Origin of the sequence: Cupriavidus sp. H19C3, from assembly GCF_049393815.1 — a bacterium.
In the GTDB taxonomy this organism is placed as follows: domain Bacteria; phylum Pseudomonadota; class Gammaproteobacteria; order Burkholderiales; family Burkholderiaceae; genus Cupriavidus.
Genome location: NZ_CP184986.1, coordinates 910993 through 926969, shown reverse-complemented (window position 1 = coordinate 926969; position 15977 = coordinate 910993). Strand labels below are relative to the sequence as shown.

Below are 15977 nucleotides of genomic sequence, written 5' to 3'. Positions count from 1 at the left end.
ACTGGGGAGAGCACCTACATTCGTCCATGCAGGCGCGACGGACTTCCCGCCAGCGCCGCTCCCCGCAACAACTGTGAGCATCTCATGGACGAACTGAAGCGCATCTCCTATCAACCCATCAAGGACCTGCTGCCGCGCCCTGCCACCGGTGCAAGCGAGCGGGTGATCGCCCTGCCGCAGCCTGACCGCACCAACGGCCTGCCGTTGATGGGGGCGCTATGGCAGCGCATGAGCACCCGTGAGTTTGGCGAGGAGCCCCTGCCGCTGCAGCGCCTGAGCGAACTGCTGTGGGCGGCGGCAGGCGTGAACCGCGCGCAGGCAGGTGGCCGTACCGCGCCATCACCGCACGGCGCGGTGGTGATCGATGTCTACGCCGCGTTACCCTCCGGCCTCTATCGCTATGACCCGCTGCACCATTGCCTCACGTTGAAGCGCGCGGCGGACCTGCGCAGCATGACGGGGTATCAGGACTTCGTCGGCATGGCGCCGCTGGACCTGATCTTCGTGGCCAACCACGGGCGCATGCAGGACATGCCGGCCACCTTGCGCGACACCTTTGCGGCGGCCGCGGCGGGTGCCATGGTGCAGAACGTGTATCTCTACTGCGCCTCGGCCGGGCTGGGTGCCGTTGTGCGCGGCTGGCTCAACCGGCGTCTGCTGGCCGAGCACATGGCGTTGAACGAGGACGAGGAGCCGATCCTGTCGCAGACGGTCGGCTACCCGCTGAGTCCCAATGGGTCCACGGTCTAGCGCATCCAGCAAGGGAGCCCGGCAAGGGAGCCAGAAAGGGACGCGCATATGGCGTCCGGCGCTTTATTCCACAAGGAGACATCATCATGATCAAGCATCTTGGCAGTGCGGAGGAAATCCGCAATGAAATCCTGCGGCGCCTGCAGGAGAATGCCGACCTCCGCGACGCCTTCCGCGACTGCGATGTGCCGTTGCCGCAGCGCGTGGACGCGGGTGCCAACAATGGCTGTAACTGGACCATCGAGTCGTTTCCAGCGGTTCCGCCGGCATGTCTGGCGACCGTCAAGGCGGTCACCAGTGAAATGAAGCGCGAGTACGAGTTGCGATAGTCGTCGCCGGTTTCAGCGGTTTCGACCGTGTTGCAGCGGTCCCGGCATGCGTCGGGACCTGACCTGGACCTGCCACCGTGGAAGACGTGGAAGACGTGGAAGGCGAAAAAAACGCGGAAGCGGAACTAGCGTGCGTGTTCGTGCGGATCGTGCGGATGCCGGGCCGCCGCCGCGGCAAAGTGCTCACAAAACCAGTGTCCCGCTAGTTTGCCCACCTGGTCCAGGGCACCCGCCTCCTCGAACAGGTGCGTGGCGCCGGGGATCACCTCGAGCCGCTTCTCGCCTGACATCCATTCCCACGCACGCGCGGTGAGCCTGAGTACTTCCTCGTCGGCCTCGCCCACGATCACCAGCGTCGGCGACCGCAGGCGGCACAAGGCGTCATGCCCCGCCAGATCGACGCGGCCGCCGCGCGATACCACCGCATCGATGCGCATATGCGGCGGCGGTGCCGCGGCGGCCCGGATGGCGGCAGCCGCGCCCGTGCTGGCGCCGAAGTAGCCGAGCCGCAGATGCCGCGTGCGCGCCAGGTGTGCCACCGATGCGGTGGCCGCAGTGAGGCGCTCGCCCAGCAGCGCGATGTCGAAGCGACTCGACATGCCAAGGTCTTCCTCGGGCGTCAGCAGGTCGAACAGCAGTGTGCCCAGGCCCATCCGGTTCAGCCTCGCTGCTACCTCGCGGTTGCGTATGCTAAGGCGCGAGCTGCCGCTGCCATGCGCAAACAGCACCAGGCCCGATGCGGCTTCCGGCAGCGCAAGGTCGCCGGGCAGCACGATATCGGCGATATGTATCTGGACCTGTTCGATCGTGATGTGTGCCATGACAGCCCCCTTGCACCCCTTCCTGTCCTTCCTGTCTTTCCTTGCCGCATGCACGCGGCAAGGGCCCCACGCGGTGGGCCGCCGCGGTCCCTAACCGCCGTTGCCCTCGGCCTGGCCGCCATCCGCCGTGGAGTCATCCTTCACGGTGCCAGTGCACATGCAGCTCGGTCTCGGCATTGCCGTAGTCGATGGTCAGCGTACCGCGAAAGGCATGGTGAATGGCATTGCCGATATCGCGCGCGAGGTGCAATCCGGTGGTGGTGATCACCGTGCCCTGCTCTCCCGATTCAATGCCCATCAGTCGCTCCATCGGATGCTGGGCCCGTAGCTGGGCTTCGCGGTGCCGGACCAGGGCCAGCATCTCGGTCCGATGCGCTGCCTCGAACGGGCCGCCCAGCATCACGGTCCCGGCAGGTGCCTTGTCGGCGATGCGCTGGCATGCCGAGCAGACCAGGGAGGCCGCGCCGGGCGGCACCGGGCGCCATTGCCAGTGCCCGCGCATGTACACGGCATGGCAGGCCGGGCAGCTCGCCAGTGCCGGGGAGGCGGCGGGCTGCTTGTAGCGGTCGGGCATATGCTCGACGGGGAACGGGTTCCAGCGGACCGGCCGGACCTTCATGGATTGTGCGCGGACTTTCATCGATGCCTCTCTCGTCTTTCTCGGGTCATGGATACGCGCGCCTGCGGCGTCTGAGCGACATGTGCCTCGCGGCAACGTAGCCCGCCAGGCGGCGCCTGCCATTAACCATATGCGTCCGGGCAGAGGCCGACTTGGGTTGGATCAAACATTGGCAAGACATCCGGGCCAGACCTCCGGGCGGGGGCGGTCGCGGTACCGCATGGCGCCACCACTGACGGGCGCAATCTCCGTATCGGTCATTTGACCGGTGCCGTTGCACCGGCCTTGCCTGCGATAGTTGTCGCGCACCTGGCGTCACGGGGATACGCGCGATGTTGCGCCTTCCCCCAACACCCGACAGGGGCGCATGACTGTCGAACAACGAGGTTGCCTTTGACTTGCCGGATTTCCCACCCCGCCTGGGTACGTATGTTTCACTGGATCAACGCAGTGGCCGCAATCGCCATGTGCATGAGCGGCTGGCAGGTGTACGAAGCATCGCCAATTTTCGACGCCGTCCGCTTTCCCGCGTCGATCACGCTCGGCGGCTGGCTGGGAGGCGCCCTGCTCTGGCACTTTGCCTTTATGTGGGTGCTGGTGGGCAACCTGGCGCTCTACCTGGCGTTGAGCCTGTCCACCGGCCGGCTGCGCAAGGCACTGTTCCCCGGCTCCATCGGCGCGATCGCGACCGACCTCGCCGCCGCGCTCCGCGGCAGACTCCATCATCACGATGTGACGAAGTACAACGCGGTGCAGAAGCTCGCTTACCTGATCGTGATACTCGATCTCGCGCTGTTGATCTGGTCGGGCCTGGCGATCTGGAAGCCGGTTCAACTGCCGCTGCTGCGCGTGACGATGGGCGGCTTCGACAACGCCCGCATCGTGCACTTCGGTGCGATGAGCGTGCTGGTCGGCTTCTTCGCGGTCCATATCGTCATGGTGGCACTGGTCCCGCGCTCTCTTCTCACCATGCTCCGAGGCAAGGCATCATGACTTCGCGCCGATCTCCGTGGACGCCGGACGCCGCGTCCATCCTCAAGGACGCGCACGGCGAGCTGGCCTCGTCCTCGCGCCGCCGGTTTGGCCGACGCATCCTGAGCCTGGGCGGCCTGGCTCTGCTGTCGGGCTGCGACTTGATCAACGACGAGTCGGTAAACACGATGCTGCGCAGGATCTCGGCATTCAACGACCGTGCCCAGGGGCTGCTGTTCGACCCCCGCCGGCTGGCGCCGACGTATCCGGAGTCGATGATGACCCGCCCGTTCCCGTTCAACGCGTTCTATGACATCGACCAGGTGCCGGAAGTGGACGCAGCGGGCTTTCGGCTCGAACTCGGCGGTCTGGTCAAGGGCAAACGCCTGTGGACGCTCGATGAACTACACGCCCTGCCCCAGCAGAGCCAGGTCACGCGCCATATCTGCATCGAAGGCTGGAGCGCCATCGGCAAGTGGGGCGGCGTGCGTTTCTCCGACTTTCTGCAACGCGCGGGCGCCGATATCACCGCCAAGTATGTGGCACTGCATTGCGCGGACAATTACTGGACCAGTATCGACATGCCAACCGCGCTCCATGCGCAGACACAGCTGACATTGACCTACGACGGCAAGGTATTGCCACCGAAGTATGGCTTTCCGCTCAAGCTGCGCATGCCGACCAAGCTCGGCTACAAGAATGCCAAGCATATCGTCAGCATGACGGTGACCAACGCTTTCCCGGGCGGCTATTGGGAAAACCAGGGCTACAACTGGTTCGGCGGATCTTAAGGCCTCCTGGGCCCTCTTAGGCGCTCTTAAGTCCTCTCAGGCCCTCTCAGGCCTTTTCGAACCGCAAGCCGCCACTCTCCTCCTCAACGCCTGACTCACGGAGTATTCATGTCCATCCATTTCAAGCTCGCCACGTCCATTGCCGCTCTGACCATCGCTGGCACGGTGCTCGCGCAGCCGCCGGCCGGCAAGCCCGAGCGCATTCGTGGCGAAATCGTATCGGTGTCCGGCACCACGCTCAAGGTGCATCGTCGCAGCGGCGATACCGTGACCATTGCGATGAACGACAAGTCGCGTGTCAACGCCGTCAAGGCGATCCAGCTGGCGGACATCAAGCCGGGCTCGTATGTCGGCGCTGCCGCGATGCCCGGACCTGACGGCAAGCTCACCGCGAAGGAAGTCGTGGTGTTTCCGGAAGCCGCCCGCGGCACCGGCGAAGGGCACTATGCGTGGGATCTCGGTGCAAACTCCACCATGACCAATGCCAATGTCGATACGGTGGTGGAAAGCACCAACGGCCGCGATCTCAAGCTCTCCTTCAAGGGCGGTAACAACACCATCAATGTGCCGACCAATGTCCCGGTCGTGACGCTGATTCCGGCCACGCCGGCCGAGCTCACCACGGGCAAGAAGGTGTTCGTGGTGGCCACGCCCGCCAGCACGGGCAGTTACGATGGCCAGATCGTGGTGGTCGAGAAGGATGGCGTGGTGCCGCCGATGTAAAGACTGCCGTCGCCCGAGGCCTGGCTCGACCTGGTGGCGTATAGTGATCGATCCCCTCCCCCCTTCCCCCTTGAATCGATGACCGGTAACGAAGCCAGTCCCTCCCCGCTGCGCGTGTTCGATGTGGTGAAAGCGCTTGCCTTTATCGGCGACCTGAGCATGGGACAGCCGACCGACCATTCGCTGCGCACCGCCTGGCTCGCCGCGAAAATCGCGCAGGCCGCGCGGCTCGACACCGCCACGTGCGATGCCGTGCGCGAGACCTCGTTGCTGCGCTGGTCCGGTTGTACGGCGAATGCCGCCGGCTTTGCCGATGTCTTTGGCGACGATATCCAGGTGCGCAACGCCATGGTGGAAGGCCGCGGGGATTGGGTGGGCCCGCTCGAAGCGCTCGGTGGCCCGGGCGCGGTGCTCACCCCGCTCGCGCAAATCCACTGCGAGGTGTCGGGCGAAATCGCGCGCATGCTGGGCCTGGGGTCCGGCACCGAGGCGGCACTGTGCCGCATCTTCGAAAACTGGGATGGCAGCGGCCTGCCGGCCCAGCTGGCGCGCGAGGCGGTACCCATTGCGGTATGCGTGGTGTCGCTGGCCGGGGACGTGGAAGCGTTCAGCCGGACCTACGGCGTGGAACAGGCGCAGAAGCTGGTCGCCCAACGCGCCGACGCGCGTTATCCGGGCTGGCTGGTCGACGCCGCCATGCCGCAGGTAGCGGACTGGCTGGCGGCATTGCAACGCATGCCGCTCGCCGAGCTTGGCGCCGCGCTGATTACGCGCGACATGGAGCAGACCACCACGGCCGAGCTGATTGCCGATGTGGTCGACCTCAAGCTGCCTTGGATGACGGGCTTCTCGCGCGCGGTCGCGGCAACCGCGGCCGATGGTTGTGCGCGCCTTACGCCCGACAAGGGGACGCATGCACGCGTCTATCTGGCCGGGCTGATTCACGGCATCGGCCGCGCGGCAGTGCCCAACGGCATCTGGAACATGGCCACCCCGCTGCCCGATAGCGCATGGGAGAAGGTCCGGCTGGTACCGTACTGGACCGCGCGCGCGGGCAAGCAGGCCGGCACGCTGGGCGATGCGGCCGAACTCGCCTCGTATGCCTATGAGCGGCTCGACGGATCGGGTTACTTCCGCGGTGCGAGCGGCCAGGCCCTGACGCTCGAGGCGCGCGTGCTGGCGGCTGCGGTGGCATGGGTTGCCTTGCGTTCGGCGCGGCCATGGCGCCCCGCGCTGTCTGCCGAGGCCGCCGCGCAACAGCTGCGCGACGACGTCGCCGATGGCCGGCTATGCGGCGATGCGGTCGAGGCCGTGCTGGCGGACGGTGCGGCCGGCATCCGGCAGAAGCGCAGAACCCCGGCCGTCGGCACCCTGTTGTCGGCACGCGAGACGGACGTGTTGCGGGCCATTTCGCGTGGCGCGACCAACAAGGAGGTCGCGCGCGAGCTTGCACTGAGCCCGAGCACGATACGGACACATGTTGAAAGCGTGTTCCGCAAACTCGAATGCTCGACGCGCGCGGCCGCTACGCTCAAGGCGTCCGCGCTGGGATTGCTCGGATGAGCGTGATGTGATCGACGTTGCAAACAGACCGCGGAAACCGAAGGAGCCGAACGTGGAAGACAAGGATATCCCCCTCGCCAATGACGGGGTGCTATACAGGACGCTGCTGACGGATGACGACTATGCCGTCTCCCGCACGACGGTCCTGCCCGGTGGAGAAACGCAGTGGCACCACCATACCCGCGTGCGTGACCGGTTCATGGTCGTCCAGGGCGTGCTGACGGTCGAGACCAGGACGGGCGACCGGATCGAACGGACGCAGGTACACGATCACTACACGGTGGAGCCCGGCGTGGTCCACCACGTCCGCAACGAGACGTCGACCGAAGTGGTGTACATCAATGTGCAGTCGGGCGGCGCGCGCGATATCGTGCTTGCCTGACGCCGCAGCGCGGACTCAGCCGCCGCGGCCTGTCAGCACCTCGTTGGCGTTGATGATGGCCGTGGCGATCTCTTCGGTGGTCACGCGCTTGCTCATGGCCTGATCGCGAATCAGGTCGTAGGCCGCCCCGTCGCTGATCTGCCGCGTTCGCATCAGGATGCTCTTGGCCTCGGCAATCTGCCGTACGCCTATGAGCTTGCTCTCCAGCTTGCGGATCTTGCGCGTGGCGTTGGTCTTGTCGCCATGCAACTGCCGCGCCACCACCAGCGCCGACAACAAGCCGAACGAGCGCACCGGCGAGGGCAACACCGCCTGGGCGCCGATATGGAGCACGGTCTCGACAATGGTCGGGTTCTCGTAGGTGACCACCGCGATCAGCGTCGGCACCACATCCTCGCGCAGCCACTCGAATCCCAGCTCGATGCAGTCGGGGCGTACCGCCAGGAAGATGGCATCCACCTTCTCTGGCAGGGCCGGCAGCGGCGGCCAGAACGCCTGGACCTGGCAGCCGATCCGTTGCAACTGCCCGGTCAGCTGTTTGCCATCGGCATCGTCCGGATGAAACACGAGCACGCGCAGCGTGCGCAGGTCCTTGAGGATCTGCGGCGTCGCGCGGATCGTGCGTCGCTGCCCTTCGCTACCCATCTATAGCTCCAGCGACGTCAACGTCGTGGTCCAATCCCCGAGCGAATGGGTGACCAGATACGGATCGGGATGCACGGGGCGGGTGGCTTCCCGCACGATCGTGAACTGTCCCTTGGAATTGGCAACGCCGATGCGTGGGTACAGGCAGGTATGGTGGTTGGACGGCTCGATCTGCACGCGCCCCTGCGGTGCGTCGAACTCGCTGCCGAGCAGGTGCGGCAGGATGTTGGTGATTTCGTCGTCGCCGGATTGGCGGAACGCGTTGGCGAACATATGCATCTGGAAGTACGCGGCCTCCCAGCACAGGTTCGGCACCGAATCCTGGCCGAAGCGGCGGCGCAACCGTTCCAGGCAACGGAGGTTGTCCGGGCGCTGGATCGACTGGAAGTACGGCGCGGCCGTGATATGCCCGGTGGCGACATCCGCGCCCATTTGCGAGATTTCCGCCTCGGACGTGGTCAGGCTGGCGATCGGCATGGTACGGGGGTCGAGCCCCGCTTCCGCATAGGCGCGATAGAACGCCGCGGTGGAATTGCCGACCACCGTCGAAAAAATGAAATCGGGACGCTTGTTGACGATATCGTCGACGATGGGCCGGAAATCGGCCTCGGTGGCGTCGAGCGGCACATAGCGCTCCCCCACCTTCTCGCTGCCCTGCCGCTGCAGCACGAGTTCGCCCATGATGCGATTGGACTCGTACGGATAGATATAGTCGGAGCCGACCAAGTACACGCGCGCACCGAAATTCGCGGTCATGAACTCGGCCAGCTGCACGCTGTTCTGGTTTGGTGCCGCACCGGTATAGATGATGTTGTTCGAGAACTCGAAGCCCTCGTAGAGCGTGGGGTAGAACAGCAGCCGGTTCCACCGCTCCACCACGGGCAGCACGGCCTTGCGGCTGCTGGACATATAGCAGCCAAACAGCACGTTGACCTTGTCCTGCACGATCAGCCGCTCGGCCATGCGCGCATAAACCGCTGGCGAAGACTGCGCATCGTAGACCACGGGCACCAGTTCCCGCCCGTCGAGGCCGCCGGCTTCGTTGATCTCCTCGATGGCGAGCAGCGAGCCCTGCAGCTGCGAATGGCCGATGGTCGACGTCGCGCCGGTCTCGGAGAACAGCACCCCAACGCGTACCGGATCAAGATTGGCCATGGCAACCACCTTCCAATGTTGCTGCGTCGAACCGGGGCACCCGCTGCGCCACATCCATGCTTTCCTCGATCTTTCCTAATTGGCAACGATTCGAGCATATATCGCGCTCAAGCGCACAGGCAAGACCTGCGACGAATCGGCAATGCAGTAGTTTCCATGACCGAAGATCGTGCGCGCGTAGCCGGCGGCCCCGCTGTCGACCACCACGCCCGAGGTGTGGATGCCCTGCCGCCGCGCGGACCGCACCGCCTGACGCGCGTCCTCGGGCAGGTAACGGGCGTCGTGGACGTCGATGTCGGCCGGTGCGCCGTCGGTCACCACCAGGATTGCCCGATGCGGGCAGGCCTCGGCCAGCAGGAAGGATGCGGCGTGGCGCATGGCCGCACCGAGGCGCGTCGAGTATGCCCCGCGCATCGACAGGACCGCGCGTTCCGCCACGGCATCGAGCGGCTGGCCAAAGTCGAGTAGCCGGAAGTAATTGACGCACGCGCGTGTATCGGAGGAAAACCCGTGGATAGCCACCCGGTGCCCACAAGCGAGCGCGGCCCGGGCCAGCAGCAGCGTCGCGGTCTTCTCCGTATCGAGTACCGACAGCGTCGCGCCCGGAGCGACGTCGTTGGTCGACCGGGACATATCGACCAGCAGCAGCAGGCTCAGCGGCCGCATGCCGCGTCCCGGCCGGATAAACAGACGCGGCTCGGGGCGCAGGCCGCGGCGGCGTTCCACCAGCATCGCGATGGCGGCATCGAGGTCGAGCGTCTCGCCTTCCAGTTGCCCGCGCAAGCGCCCGTCGCGCGACAGTTCCGCGCGGGTCTTGAGGGCGACGCGGCCCACCGCCGCCTGTATGGGCGGGGGCGCCGACGTCGACGCGTGCGACGCCTGCAGCGCACAGGGTTGTTCGACCACCGTGCACCAGTCGTCGCGATATCGTTCCAGCCGGTGGTCCCATTCCGGATATCGCGTGCTGCGCTCGGCCTCGGTGGCCTCGGTAGCCGGCGGTGCGGCAGCCGGTGGTGGCGGCGGGCGCTCCGAGGCCAGTTCCAGCGGCGCCTCGTCCTGGCCGGACTCGCTCGCGCCGAATTCCCATAGATAGCTGTTGTCGTCGCGGTAGGCGGCCGGCACCACGTAGCTGTTCAGGTCGAAGCGCACGCGCATCTGGCCGAGGTCGTTGGCCAGCACCGATGCGGCCTGCCGGAACGCAGCATAGTCGTCGAGGCGGTCATGCAGTGCGCGGAAGCGCTCGCGCGCCTTGTTAACCCAATGATTGTCGTCCTGCCAGGCGTCGTCGAGCAGTGCCACGCTCATACGCGCGATCAGGGCGCCGAACGACAGCCCGTCGCGCTGCACGGTCGCACGCAGCGTGGGCAGCAGCCAGGCGCGCAGTCCCGGATAGCGACGCATCATCAGACTGTCGACGCGGGCGTCTTCCACGGCGGAGATCACTGCCACGCTCATCGGCTTCAACCCGGTCGGGCGCAGCCCGGCGGGCGAGAACAGCAGATGGCCGGCGGCATGGGCGACCGCGGCCCGACGCACGGCGTAGACGGGATCAGGGGGCGGCAACCCGTCGCCGTGCGGCAGCAACAGATGCGCGGGACGCAAGACCGGCCGCCGGATGCGCGCCGACGTACTTACCGCGGCGCCGGTGCCGCACAACGCGGTCAGCAGCCATGCCAGGGCCGGCGACAGTCCCGATGCCGATGCCGACGCCGGCGCCGGTGGAAGCGGTTGCGATGCGGTCGCGAGCGGCAGTGCGCCCATCATGCAAAGGTCGCGTCGACCATCTCGCGAATCGCCAGGGCCATGTCCGGATCGTCGGTCAGCGCATGCGTCATGGTCATGTCGCAGCTGTCGCGCGGACTGACGCCCGAGCGCACCAGCGTGCCCGCGTAGATCAGCATGCGCGTGGAGGCACCCTCGTCCAGGCCGCGATCCTTGAGGGCGCGCGTGCCGTGCGCCAGCGCTACGAGTTGTGCAGCCAACGCCGGCGGGATGCGGGCCTCGGCAGCGACGATCGCGGCTTCGGTGGCGGCATCGGGGTAGTCGAACGACATCGCCACGAAGCGTTGGCGCGTCGATGGCTTCATGTCCTTGGTCCGGCTCTGGTAGCCCGGGTTGAACGACACCACCAGCTGGAAATCGGCATGTGCGTGCACGAGTTCGCCTTTTTTCTCCAGCGGCAGCAGGCGGCGGGCATCGGTGAGGGGATGGATGATGACCGTGGTGTCCTGCCGCGCCTCGACCACCTCGTCGAGGTAGCAGATAGCCCCGGCGCGGACCGCCGTGGTCAGCGGGCCGTCATGCCAGGCGGTGCCGTGGGCGTCCAGCAGATAGCGTCCCACCAGGTCCGAGGTGGTCATGTCCTCATGGCAGGCCACCGTGATCAGCGGCTTGCGCAGCTTCCACGCCATGTACTCGATAAACCGGGTCTTGCCACAGCCGGTCGGCCCCTTCAGTACGGTGGGCAGCCGGTGCGCATAGGCGTGCATGAACCACGCCACCTCGCTGCCGGTGGGGCGGTAAAACGGTTCCTGTTCGATGCAGTACTCGGCGATGGTGCTGGACATGGGAGATGACATTGCCTGGTTGTCATGCGTGGTGCGTGCGGGGTCCGCGCATGGCATCCGCCCCGCGCGGATGCCATGCGGCGGCGATCAGCGATGCTCGGCCGGCTCGTGGGGAATGCCCTCGATCGGGCATTCGGGCGTGCCGATGGTGGAGCGCGTCAGCGACTCGACCATCTTGCGCGTGCCTTCGGGATCGTTGACCCACTTGCCGTAGAACTCGAACGGACACGCGGCCACGCCCTGCGCGCCTTCGCCGGAGTTGAGCTTGCCGGTGTAGCCACGATGCAGCAGCTTGAACAGGTGGTTGTTCGACTGCTGGTTCTTGCGCGCGTCGCGAATCAGGCTCAGCGAGAACTCGCCGTACTGGATGCCCATTTCTTCGGCTCCGCATTCGCCCAGCGTGCGGCCGTCAAAGCCGATCAGCGACGAGCCGCCGAAGTACGAGTACACGCCGTCGAAGCCGGTGGCATTGGCCACTGCTACATAGCAGTTGTTCATCCACGCCATGGTGCGCGCCACCATCATCTGCTGGTCGCGGGCGGGATACATGTAGCCCTGGCAACGCACCACCAGTTCGGCGCCGCGCATCACGCAATCGCGCCAGATCTCGGGGTAGTTGCCGTCGTCGCAGATGATCAGGCTGAGCTTGAGCCCCTTGGGGCCTTCCGAGACGTACGTGCAATTGCCCGGATACCAGCCCTCGATCGGGGCCCACGGCATGATCTTGCGATACTTCTGCACGATCTCGCCGTGGTTGTTCATCAGGATCAGCGTGTTGTACGGCGCCTTGTTGGGATGCTCCTCGTGCCGCTCGCCGGTCAGCGAGAACACGCCCCAGACGTTGGCCTTGCGGCAGGCCGCGGCGAAGATCTCGGTCTCCGCGCCGGGAATCTCGGAGGCCGTGTCGTACATCTCCTTGGCGTCATACATGATGCCGTGAGTGGAGTACTCGGGAAACACCACCAGATCCATGCCGGGCAGGCCCTGCTTCATGCCGACCAGCATCTCGCCGATCTTGCGCGCGTTGTCGATCACCTCGGCCCGGGTATGGAGCCGCGGCATCTTGTAGTTGACCACTGCCACGCCCACGGTGTCTTTCGAGCTGCCAATATCGCCATGTCTCATCTCACTGCTCCTTGTCGGGAAAAAGCCGTCAAACGGGGGAAACCATCAAACGGTCAGGAATGACCGGATCTTGTCCGGGTCCAGGGTGTCGCGTTCCGCCTCATGCACCAGGCGGCCACCGTCGATCACCAGAAAGCGGTCCGCCAGGTCGAGCGCAAAGCTCAGCACCTGCTCGGACACGACAATCGAAAAGCCGCGCTCCTGGCGCAGCGTGTTGAGCGTGCGGGCAATCTCCTTGATGATGGAGGGCTGGATCCCCTCGGTCGGTTCGTCGAGAATCAATACCTTGGGGTCGGACACCAGTGCGCGCGCGATCGCGAGCATCTGCTGCTGGCCGCCGCTGAGATTGCCGCCACGCCGGTGGCGCATTTCCTGCAGCACCGGAAAGCAGCGGTAGATATAGGACGGCACGGCGCGATAGCCCGAGGTCTCGGTGCCGGTCAGGATGTTCTGCTCTACCGTCAGCATCGGAAAGATCATGCGGCCCTGCGGCACGAAGGCGAGGCCCTGCCGCACGCGCGCATGGCCGCGCAGGCCGGCGAGCTCCGCCCCATTGAGCCGGATGCTGCCCGATCGCGCCGGCAGCATGCCGATCAGGGCCTTGAGCAACGTGGTCTTGCCCATGCCGTTGCGTCCCATGATGGCCACGGCCTCGCGTTCGCGCACCGCGAACGAGACATCGCGGATAACCTGCGATTCGCGATAGGCGACATTGAGTTGACTGACTTCCAGCATGTGCGCTCCTAGTGCCCAAGATAGACGTCGATCACGCGCTGGTCGGCCTGCACCTGCGCGACCGTGCCTTCGCTGAGCAGCTTGCCCTGGTGCAGCACGGTCACCTTGCGCGCGATGCGGCGCACAAAGTCCATGTCGTGCTCGATCACGATCACCGACTTGCCCTGCGCGATGCGGTTCAGCAGATCGGCCGTGAGCTCGCGTTCGCGCGGGCTCATGCCAGCCACCGGCTCGTCGAGCAGCAGCAGCTTGGGCTCCTGCATCAGCAACATGCCGATCTCGAGCCACTGCTTCTGGCCATGGCTCAGGCGCCCAGCCTTGTCGTCGAGGTGGTCGCGCAGGAAGACCGTGTCCGCTACCTCATGGATGCGCGCCACGATGTCCGCCCTGCGGCGGAAGAACACCGAGCGCAGGATGCCCTGGGCATGCGGTAGCGAGATCTCGAAGTTCTCGAACACCGTGAGGTCCTCGTACACCGACGGCGTCTGGAACTTGCGGCCGACGCCGGTCCGTACGATTTCGTGCTCGGACATCGCCGACAGCTCGTGCCCGTCGAACACGACCTTGCCGGCCGAGGGGCGCGTCTTGCCGCAGATCATGTCGAGCAGCGTGGTCTTGCCGGCACCGTTGGGGCCGATGATCACGCGCAATTCGCATGGCTCCACGCGCAGGCGCAGGTTGTCCACGGCGCGGAAGCCGTCGAACGAGACCGTCAGCCCCTCCACCTCCAGGCAGCCGGGCATGCTGCCGGTGACCGGATCCGCCATGCCAGGGATGGCAGCCATGTCTTCCATGTTGATCTCGACGTTCATATCTGCACTGAGGTTCGCGTTCATCGGCCGCTCCTCGCCGGCGCGGCCGCGCGACGCGGCCGCTCGATCCATCCCGCCAGTCCGTTGGGCATGGCCACCACCACGAGAATGAAGATGGCGCCGAGAAAGTAGAGCCAGATTTCCGGGAATGCCTCGGATAGCCACGATTTGAGGAATCCCACCAGCAGCGCGCCGATCACCGCGCCGGGTACCGACAGTCGCCCGCCCACCGCGGCAAAGATGACCATTTCCACCGAGGTGACCACGCCCACTACATTCGGCGAGATCAGCCCCACCTGCAGCGTGTAGAAGGCGCCGCCGATGGCGCTCAGGATGGCCGCAAGCATGAACACGAAGGCCTTGAAATGCGCCGTGTTGTAGCCGCTGAAGCGCACCCGGTCCTCGCTGTCGCGAATCGCGATCAGTACCTTGCCAAAGCGGCTGCGCAGCAGCGCCACGGCCAGTGCCATCAGCACCGATACGGTCGCTGCCTCGATCCAGTACAGCGTGCGACGCGCCGCGTCACCGACGATGTCCATGCCCAGCAGCGTGCGGAAATCGGTCATGCCATTGGCACCACCGGTATCGCCCTGCTGGCCGATGATCAGCACGGTCAGCGTGGTGGCCAGGCACAGCGTGATGATGGCGAAGTAGACGCCGCTGACACGCCGCTTGAACACCGCATACGACAGTCCGTAGGCCAGCACCGCCGGCAGCACGAGGATCAGCACCACGGTGGCCGCCAGGCTGTGGAACGGCTCCCACCAGAGCGGCAGCTTCTCCACGCTGCTCCAGACCATGAAGTCGGGCAGGTCGGGCGCGGACGCCTCGAGCTTGAGGAACATCGCCATCATGTAGCCGCCCAGGCCGAAGAAGATACCCTGGCCAAGACTCAGGATGCCGCCGTAGCCCCAGGTGATGACGATGCCGATGGCGACGAAGGCAAAGGCCAGATACTTGCCGACGAGGTTGAGGCGGAAGTCGTCGAGCGCCAACGGCAGCAACAGCAGCAGTGCGATGACGAAGGCGAGCGTCGCGAGGTCGGTCTTGCGCAGGAAGGTGGTCATGGCGGTCACCGGCGCGCTTTGCGGGCGAACAGCCCGTTGGGACGGAAGTACAGCGCGGTGATGACCAGCAGCAGGATCGTCACCTTGGCCATCGATCCGCTCATCAGGTACTCGAGCGTGGTCTGCGACTGTGCAATCGAGAAGCCCGACAAGGCGGTGCCGATCAGGCTCTGCACGCCGCCGAACACCACCACGATGAACGAGTCGACGATATAGAGCTGTCCGGTGCCCGGGTTGGTCGAGCCGATCATCGTGAAGACGCAGCCGGCAATGCCTGCCAGGCCCGATCCCAGCGCGAACGTGGCGGCATCGACGCGGTCCGTGTTGATGCCCACCGCATCGCTCATGGCGCGGTTCTGCGTGACGGCACGCACGCGCAGGCCCCACCGTGTGCGATACAGCAGCAGGTACACGCCCACCGCCACCACCGCGGTGAGCCCGATCACGAAGATGCGGGTCAGCGGCAACTGGATATCGGGCACCGGCTCCCAGGCGCCGGCCAGCCATGACGCCAGCGGCACGCTGACTTCCTGCGGGCCGAACACCGAGCGATAGGTCTGCTGCAGGATCAGGCTCAGGCCCCAGGTGGCCAGCAACGTGTCGAGCGGACGATCGTAGAAGAAGCGGATAAAGCCGCGCTCCAGCACATAGCCGGCCGCAAAGGTGGTGAGGAAGGCCACGGGAATGGCCACGAACAGGTAACCATCCATCCATTGCGGGGCGTGCAGTTCAAAGGCCCGCGCGGTCAGGTACGTCATGTAGGCCCCGAGCGCCATCAGTTCGCCGTGCGCCATGTTGATGACGCCCATCAGCCCGAATACGATGGCCAGCCCGATCGCCATCAGGAACAGGATGGTGAACAGGCTGAAGCCGTTGAAGACCTGCATCGCGATGATGTCGATATTCATGCTGCGTCTCCGT

At 65.7% G+C, this 15977-nt stretch carries 18 protein-coding genes; 7 read left to right on the top strand and 11 right to left on the bottom strand.

Annotation, left to right across the window (positions count from 1 at the left end; all coding sequences use genetic code 11):
* Window positions 1-84: 84 nt before the first annotated feature.
* Together DFLDMN_RS23655 and DFLDMN_RS23650 are read left to right on the top strand one after the other, a co-directional pair.
* Window positions 85-750: a SagB/ThcOx family dehydrogenase gene (locus DFLDMN_RS23655; protein WP_423200306.1), complete on the top strand. Its 666-nt coding sequence runs from the start codon at window positions 85-87 to the stop codon at window positions 748-750.
* Between the two features lie 86 nt (window positions 751-836).
* On the top strand, window positions 837-1079 hold the full coding sequence (locus DFLDMN_RS23650; RefSeq protein ID WP_423200305.1) for a hypothetical protein: 243 nt from the start codon (window positions 837-839) through the stop codon (window positions 1077-1079).
* A 125-nt stretch (window positions 1080-1204) separates the two neighbouring features.
* Here the strand turns inward: DFLDMN_RS23650 and DFLDMN_RS23645 are convergent, their stop codons facing one another.
* Window positions 1205-1900, bottom strand: coding sequence for a dienelactone hydrolase family protein (locus DFLDMN_RS23645; protein ID WP_423200304.1), 696 nt, complete (start codon window positions 1898-1900; stop codon window positions 1205-1207).
* A gap of 133 nt (window positions 1901-2033) precedes the next feature.
* Window positions 2034-2540: a BCAM0308 family protein gene (locus DFLDMN_RS23640; RefSeq protein WP_423200303.1), complete on the bottom strand. Its 507-nt coding sequence runs from the start codon at window positions 2538-2540 to the stop codon at window positions 2034-2036.
* Between the two features lie 384 nt (window positions 2541-2924).
* On the opposite strand from DFLDMN_RS23640, the gene DFLDMN_RS23635 reads away from it, so the two are divergent.
* The 5 genes from DFLDMN_RS23635 to DFLDMN_RS23615 all read left to right on the top strand — a co-directional run bounded on the left by DFLDMN_RS23635 (window position 2925) and on the right by DFLDMN_RS23615 (window position 6950).
* Window positions 2925-3512, top strand: a complete 588-nt coding sequence (locus DFLDMN_RS23635) for a cytochrome b/b6 domain-containing protein (RefSeq protein WP_423200551.1) — start codon at window positions 2925-2927, stop codon at window positions 3510-3512.
* Window positions 3509-4282 carry a molybdopterin-dependent oxidoreductase gene (locus tag DFLDMN_RS23630; RefSeq protein ID WP_423200302.1) on the top strand — a complete coding sequence of 258 codons (774 nt, stop codon included), beginning with the start codon at window positions 3509-3511 and terminating at the stop codon, window positions 4280-4282. Before DFLDMN_RS23635 ends, DFLDMN_RS23630 begins: the two co-directional genes overlap by 4 nt.
* Before the next feature lie 108 nt (window positions 4283-4390).
* On the top strand, window positions 4391-5005 hold the full coding sequence (locus tag DFLDMN_RS23625; RefSeq protein ID WP_423200301.1) for a hypothetical protein: 615 nt from the start codon (window positions 4391-4393) through the stop codon (window positions 5003-5005).
* Between the two features lie 78 nt (window positions 5006-5083).
* Window positions 5084-6568, top strand: a complete 1485-nt coding sequence (locus DFLDMN_RS23620; RefSeq protein ID WP_423200300.1) for an HD domain-containing phosphohydrolase — start codon at window positions 5084-5086, stop codon at window positions 6566-6568.
* Between the two features lie 52 nt (window positions 6569-6620).
* Complete coding sequence (locus DFLDMN_RS23615) at window positions 6621-6950, top strand: cupin domain-containing protein (RefSeq protein WP_423200299.1); 330 nt, start codon at window positions 6621-6623, stop codon at window positions 6948-6950.
* A gap of 15 nt (window positions 6951-6965) precedes the next feature.
* Here DFLDMN_RS23615 and DFLDMN_RS23610 read toward each other — a convergent pair whose 3' ends face one another.
* The 9 genes from DFLDMN_RS23610 to urtB all read right to left on the bottom strand — a co-directional run bounded on the left by DFLDMN_RS23610 (window position 6966) and on the right by urtB (window position 15964).
* Window positions 6966-7595, bottom strand: a complete 630-nt coding sequence (locus tag DFLDMN_RS23610; RefSeq protein WP_423200298.1) for an ANTAR domain-containing response regulator — start codon at window positions 7593-7595, stop codon at window positions 6966-6968.
* Complete coding sequence (locus DFLDMN_RS23605; RefSeq protein WP_423200297.1) at window positions 7596-8750, bottom strand: transporter substrate-binding domain-containing protein; 1155 nt, start codon at window positions 8748-8750, stop codon at window positions 7596-7598.
* A 75-nt stretch (window positions 8751-8825) separates the two neighbouring features.
* Complete coding sequence (locus DFLDMN_RS23600; RefSeq protein WP_423200296.1) at window positions 8826-10514, bottom strand: nitric oxide reductase activation protein NorD; 1689 nt, start codon at window positions 10512-10514, stop codon at window positions 8826-8828.
* The gene (locus DFLDMN_RS23595) at window positions 10511-11317 is read right to left on the bottom strand and encodes a CbbQ/NirQ/NorQ/GpvN family protein (protein WP_423200295.1); all 807 of its coding nucleotides are present in this window, start codon (window positions 11315-11317) and stop codon (window positions 10511-10513) included. Before DFLDMN_RS23595 ends, DFLDMN_RS23600 begins: the two co-directional genes overlap by 4 nt.
* Window positions 11318-11404: 87 nt before the next feature.
* Window positions 11405-12442 carry an aliphatic amidase gene (locus tag DFLDMN_RS23590; protein WP_423200294.1) on the bottom strand — a complete coding sequence of 346 codons (1038 nt, stop codon included), beginning with the start codon at window positions 12440-12442 and terminating at the stop codon, window positions 11405-11407.
* A 45-nt stretch (window positions 12443-12487) separates the two neighbouring features.
* Window positions 12488-13177 carry an ABC transporter ATP-binding protein gene (gene urtE, locus DFLDMN_RS23585; RefSeq protein WP_423200293.1) on the bottom strand — a complete coding sequence of 230 codons (690 nt, stop codon included), beginning with the start codon at window positions 13175-13177 and terminating at the stop codon, window positions 12488-12490.
* Window positions 13178-13185: 8 nt separating this feature from the next.
* Window positions 13186-13920: an urea ABC transporter ATP-binding protein UrtD gene (gene urtD / locus DFLDMN_RS23580; protein ID WP_423200550.1), complete on the bottom strand. Its 735-nt coding sequence runs from the start codon at window positions 13918-13920 to the stop codon at window positions 13186-13188.
* Between the two features lie 89 nt (window positions 13921-14009).
* A complete protein-coding gene (gene urtC, locus DFLDMN_RS23575; protein WP_423200292.1) occupies window positions 14010-15056 on the bottom strand; it encodes an urea ABC transporter permease subunit UrtC in 1047 nt (348 codons plus the stop codon).
* 5 nt (window positions 15057-15061) lie between these two features.
* Window positions 15062-15964, bottom strand: a complete 903-nt coding sequence (gene urtB / locus DFLDMN_RS23570; RefSeq protein WP_423200291.1) for an urea ABC transporter permease subunit UrtB — start codon at window positions 15962-15964, stop codon at window positions 15062-15064.
* Window positions 15965-15977 lie beyond the last annotated feature (13 nt).

Bases quoted from the DNA above. Each gene is read 5' to 3' on its own strand.
- DFLDMN_RS23655 (WP_423200306.1), top strand. From the start codon at position 85: ATGGACGAACTGAAGCGCATCTCCTATCAACCCATCAAGGACCTGCTG.
- DFLDMN_RS23650 (WP_423200305.1), top strand. From the start codon at position 837: ATGATCAAGCATCTTGGCAGTGCGGAGGAAATCCGCAATGAAATCCTG.
- DFLDMN_RS23645 (WP_423200304.1), bottom strand. From the start codon at position 1,900: ATGGCACACATCACGATCGAACAGGTCCAGATACATATCGCCGATATC.
- DFLDMN_RS23640 (WP_423200303.1), bottom strand. From the start codon at position 2,540: ATGAAAGTCCGCGCACAATCCATGAAGGTCCGGCCGGTCCGCTGGAAC.
- DFLDMN_RS23630 (WP_423200302.1), top strand. From the start codon at position 3,509: ATGACTTCGCGCCGATCTCCGTGGACGCCGGACGCCGCGTCCATCCTC.
- DFLDMN_RS23625 (WP_423200301.1), top strand. From the start codon at position 4,391: ATGTCCATCCATTTCAAGCTCGCCACGTCCATTGCCGCTCTGACCATC.
- DFLDMN_RS23620 (WP_423200300.1), top strand. From the start codon at position 5,084: ATGACCGGTAACGAAGCCAGTCCCTCCCCGCTGCGCGTGTTCGATGTG.
- DFLDMN_RS23610 (WP_423200298.1), bottom strand. From the start codon at position 7,595: ATGGGTAGCGAAGGGCAGCGACGCACGATCCGCGCGACGCCGCAGATC.
- DFLDMN_RS23605 (WP_423200297.1), bottom strand. From the start codon at position 8,750: ATGGCCAATCTTGATCCGGTACGCGTTGGGGTGCTGTTCTCCGAGACC.
- DFLDMN_RS23600 (WP_423200296.1), bottom strand. From the start codon at position 10,514: ATGATGGGCGCACTGCCGCTCGCGACCGCATCGCAACCGCTTCCACCG.
- DFLDMN_RS23595 (WP_423200295.1), bottom strand. From the start codon at position 11,317: ATGTCCAGCACCATCGCCGAGTACTGCATCGAACAGGAACCGTTTTAC.
- DFLDMN_RS23590 (WP_423200294.1), bottom strand. From the start codon at position 12,442: ATGAGACATGGCGATATTGGCAGCTCGAAAGACACCGTGGGCGTGGCA.
- urtE (WP_423200293.1), bottom strand. From the start codon at position 13,177: ATGCTGGAAGTCAGTCAACTCAATGTCGCCTATCGCGAATCGCAGGTT.
- urtD (WP_423200550.1), bottom strand. From the start codon at position 13,920: ATGCCCGGCTGCCTGGAGGTGGAGGGGCTGACGGTCTCGTTCGACGGC.
- urtC (WP_423200292.1), bottom strand. From the start codon at position 15,056: ATGACCACCTTCCTGCGCAAGACCGACCTCGCGACGCTCGCCTTCGTC.
- urtB (WP_423200291.1), bottom strand. From the start codon at position 15,964: ATGAATATCGACATCATCGCGATGCAGGTCTTCAACGGCTTCAGCCTG.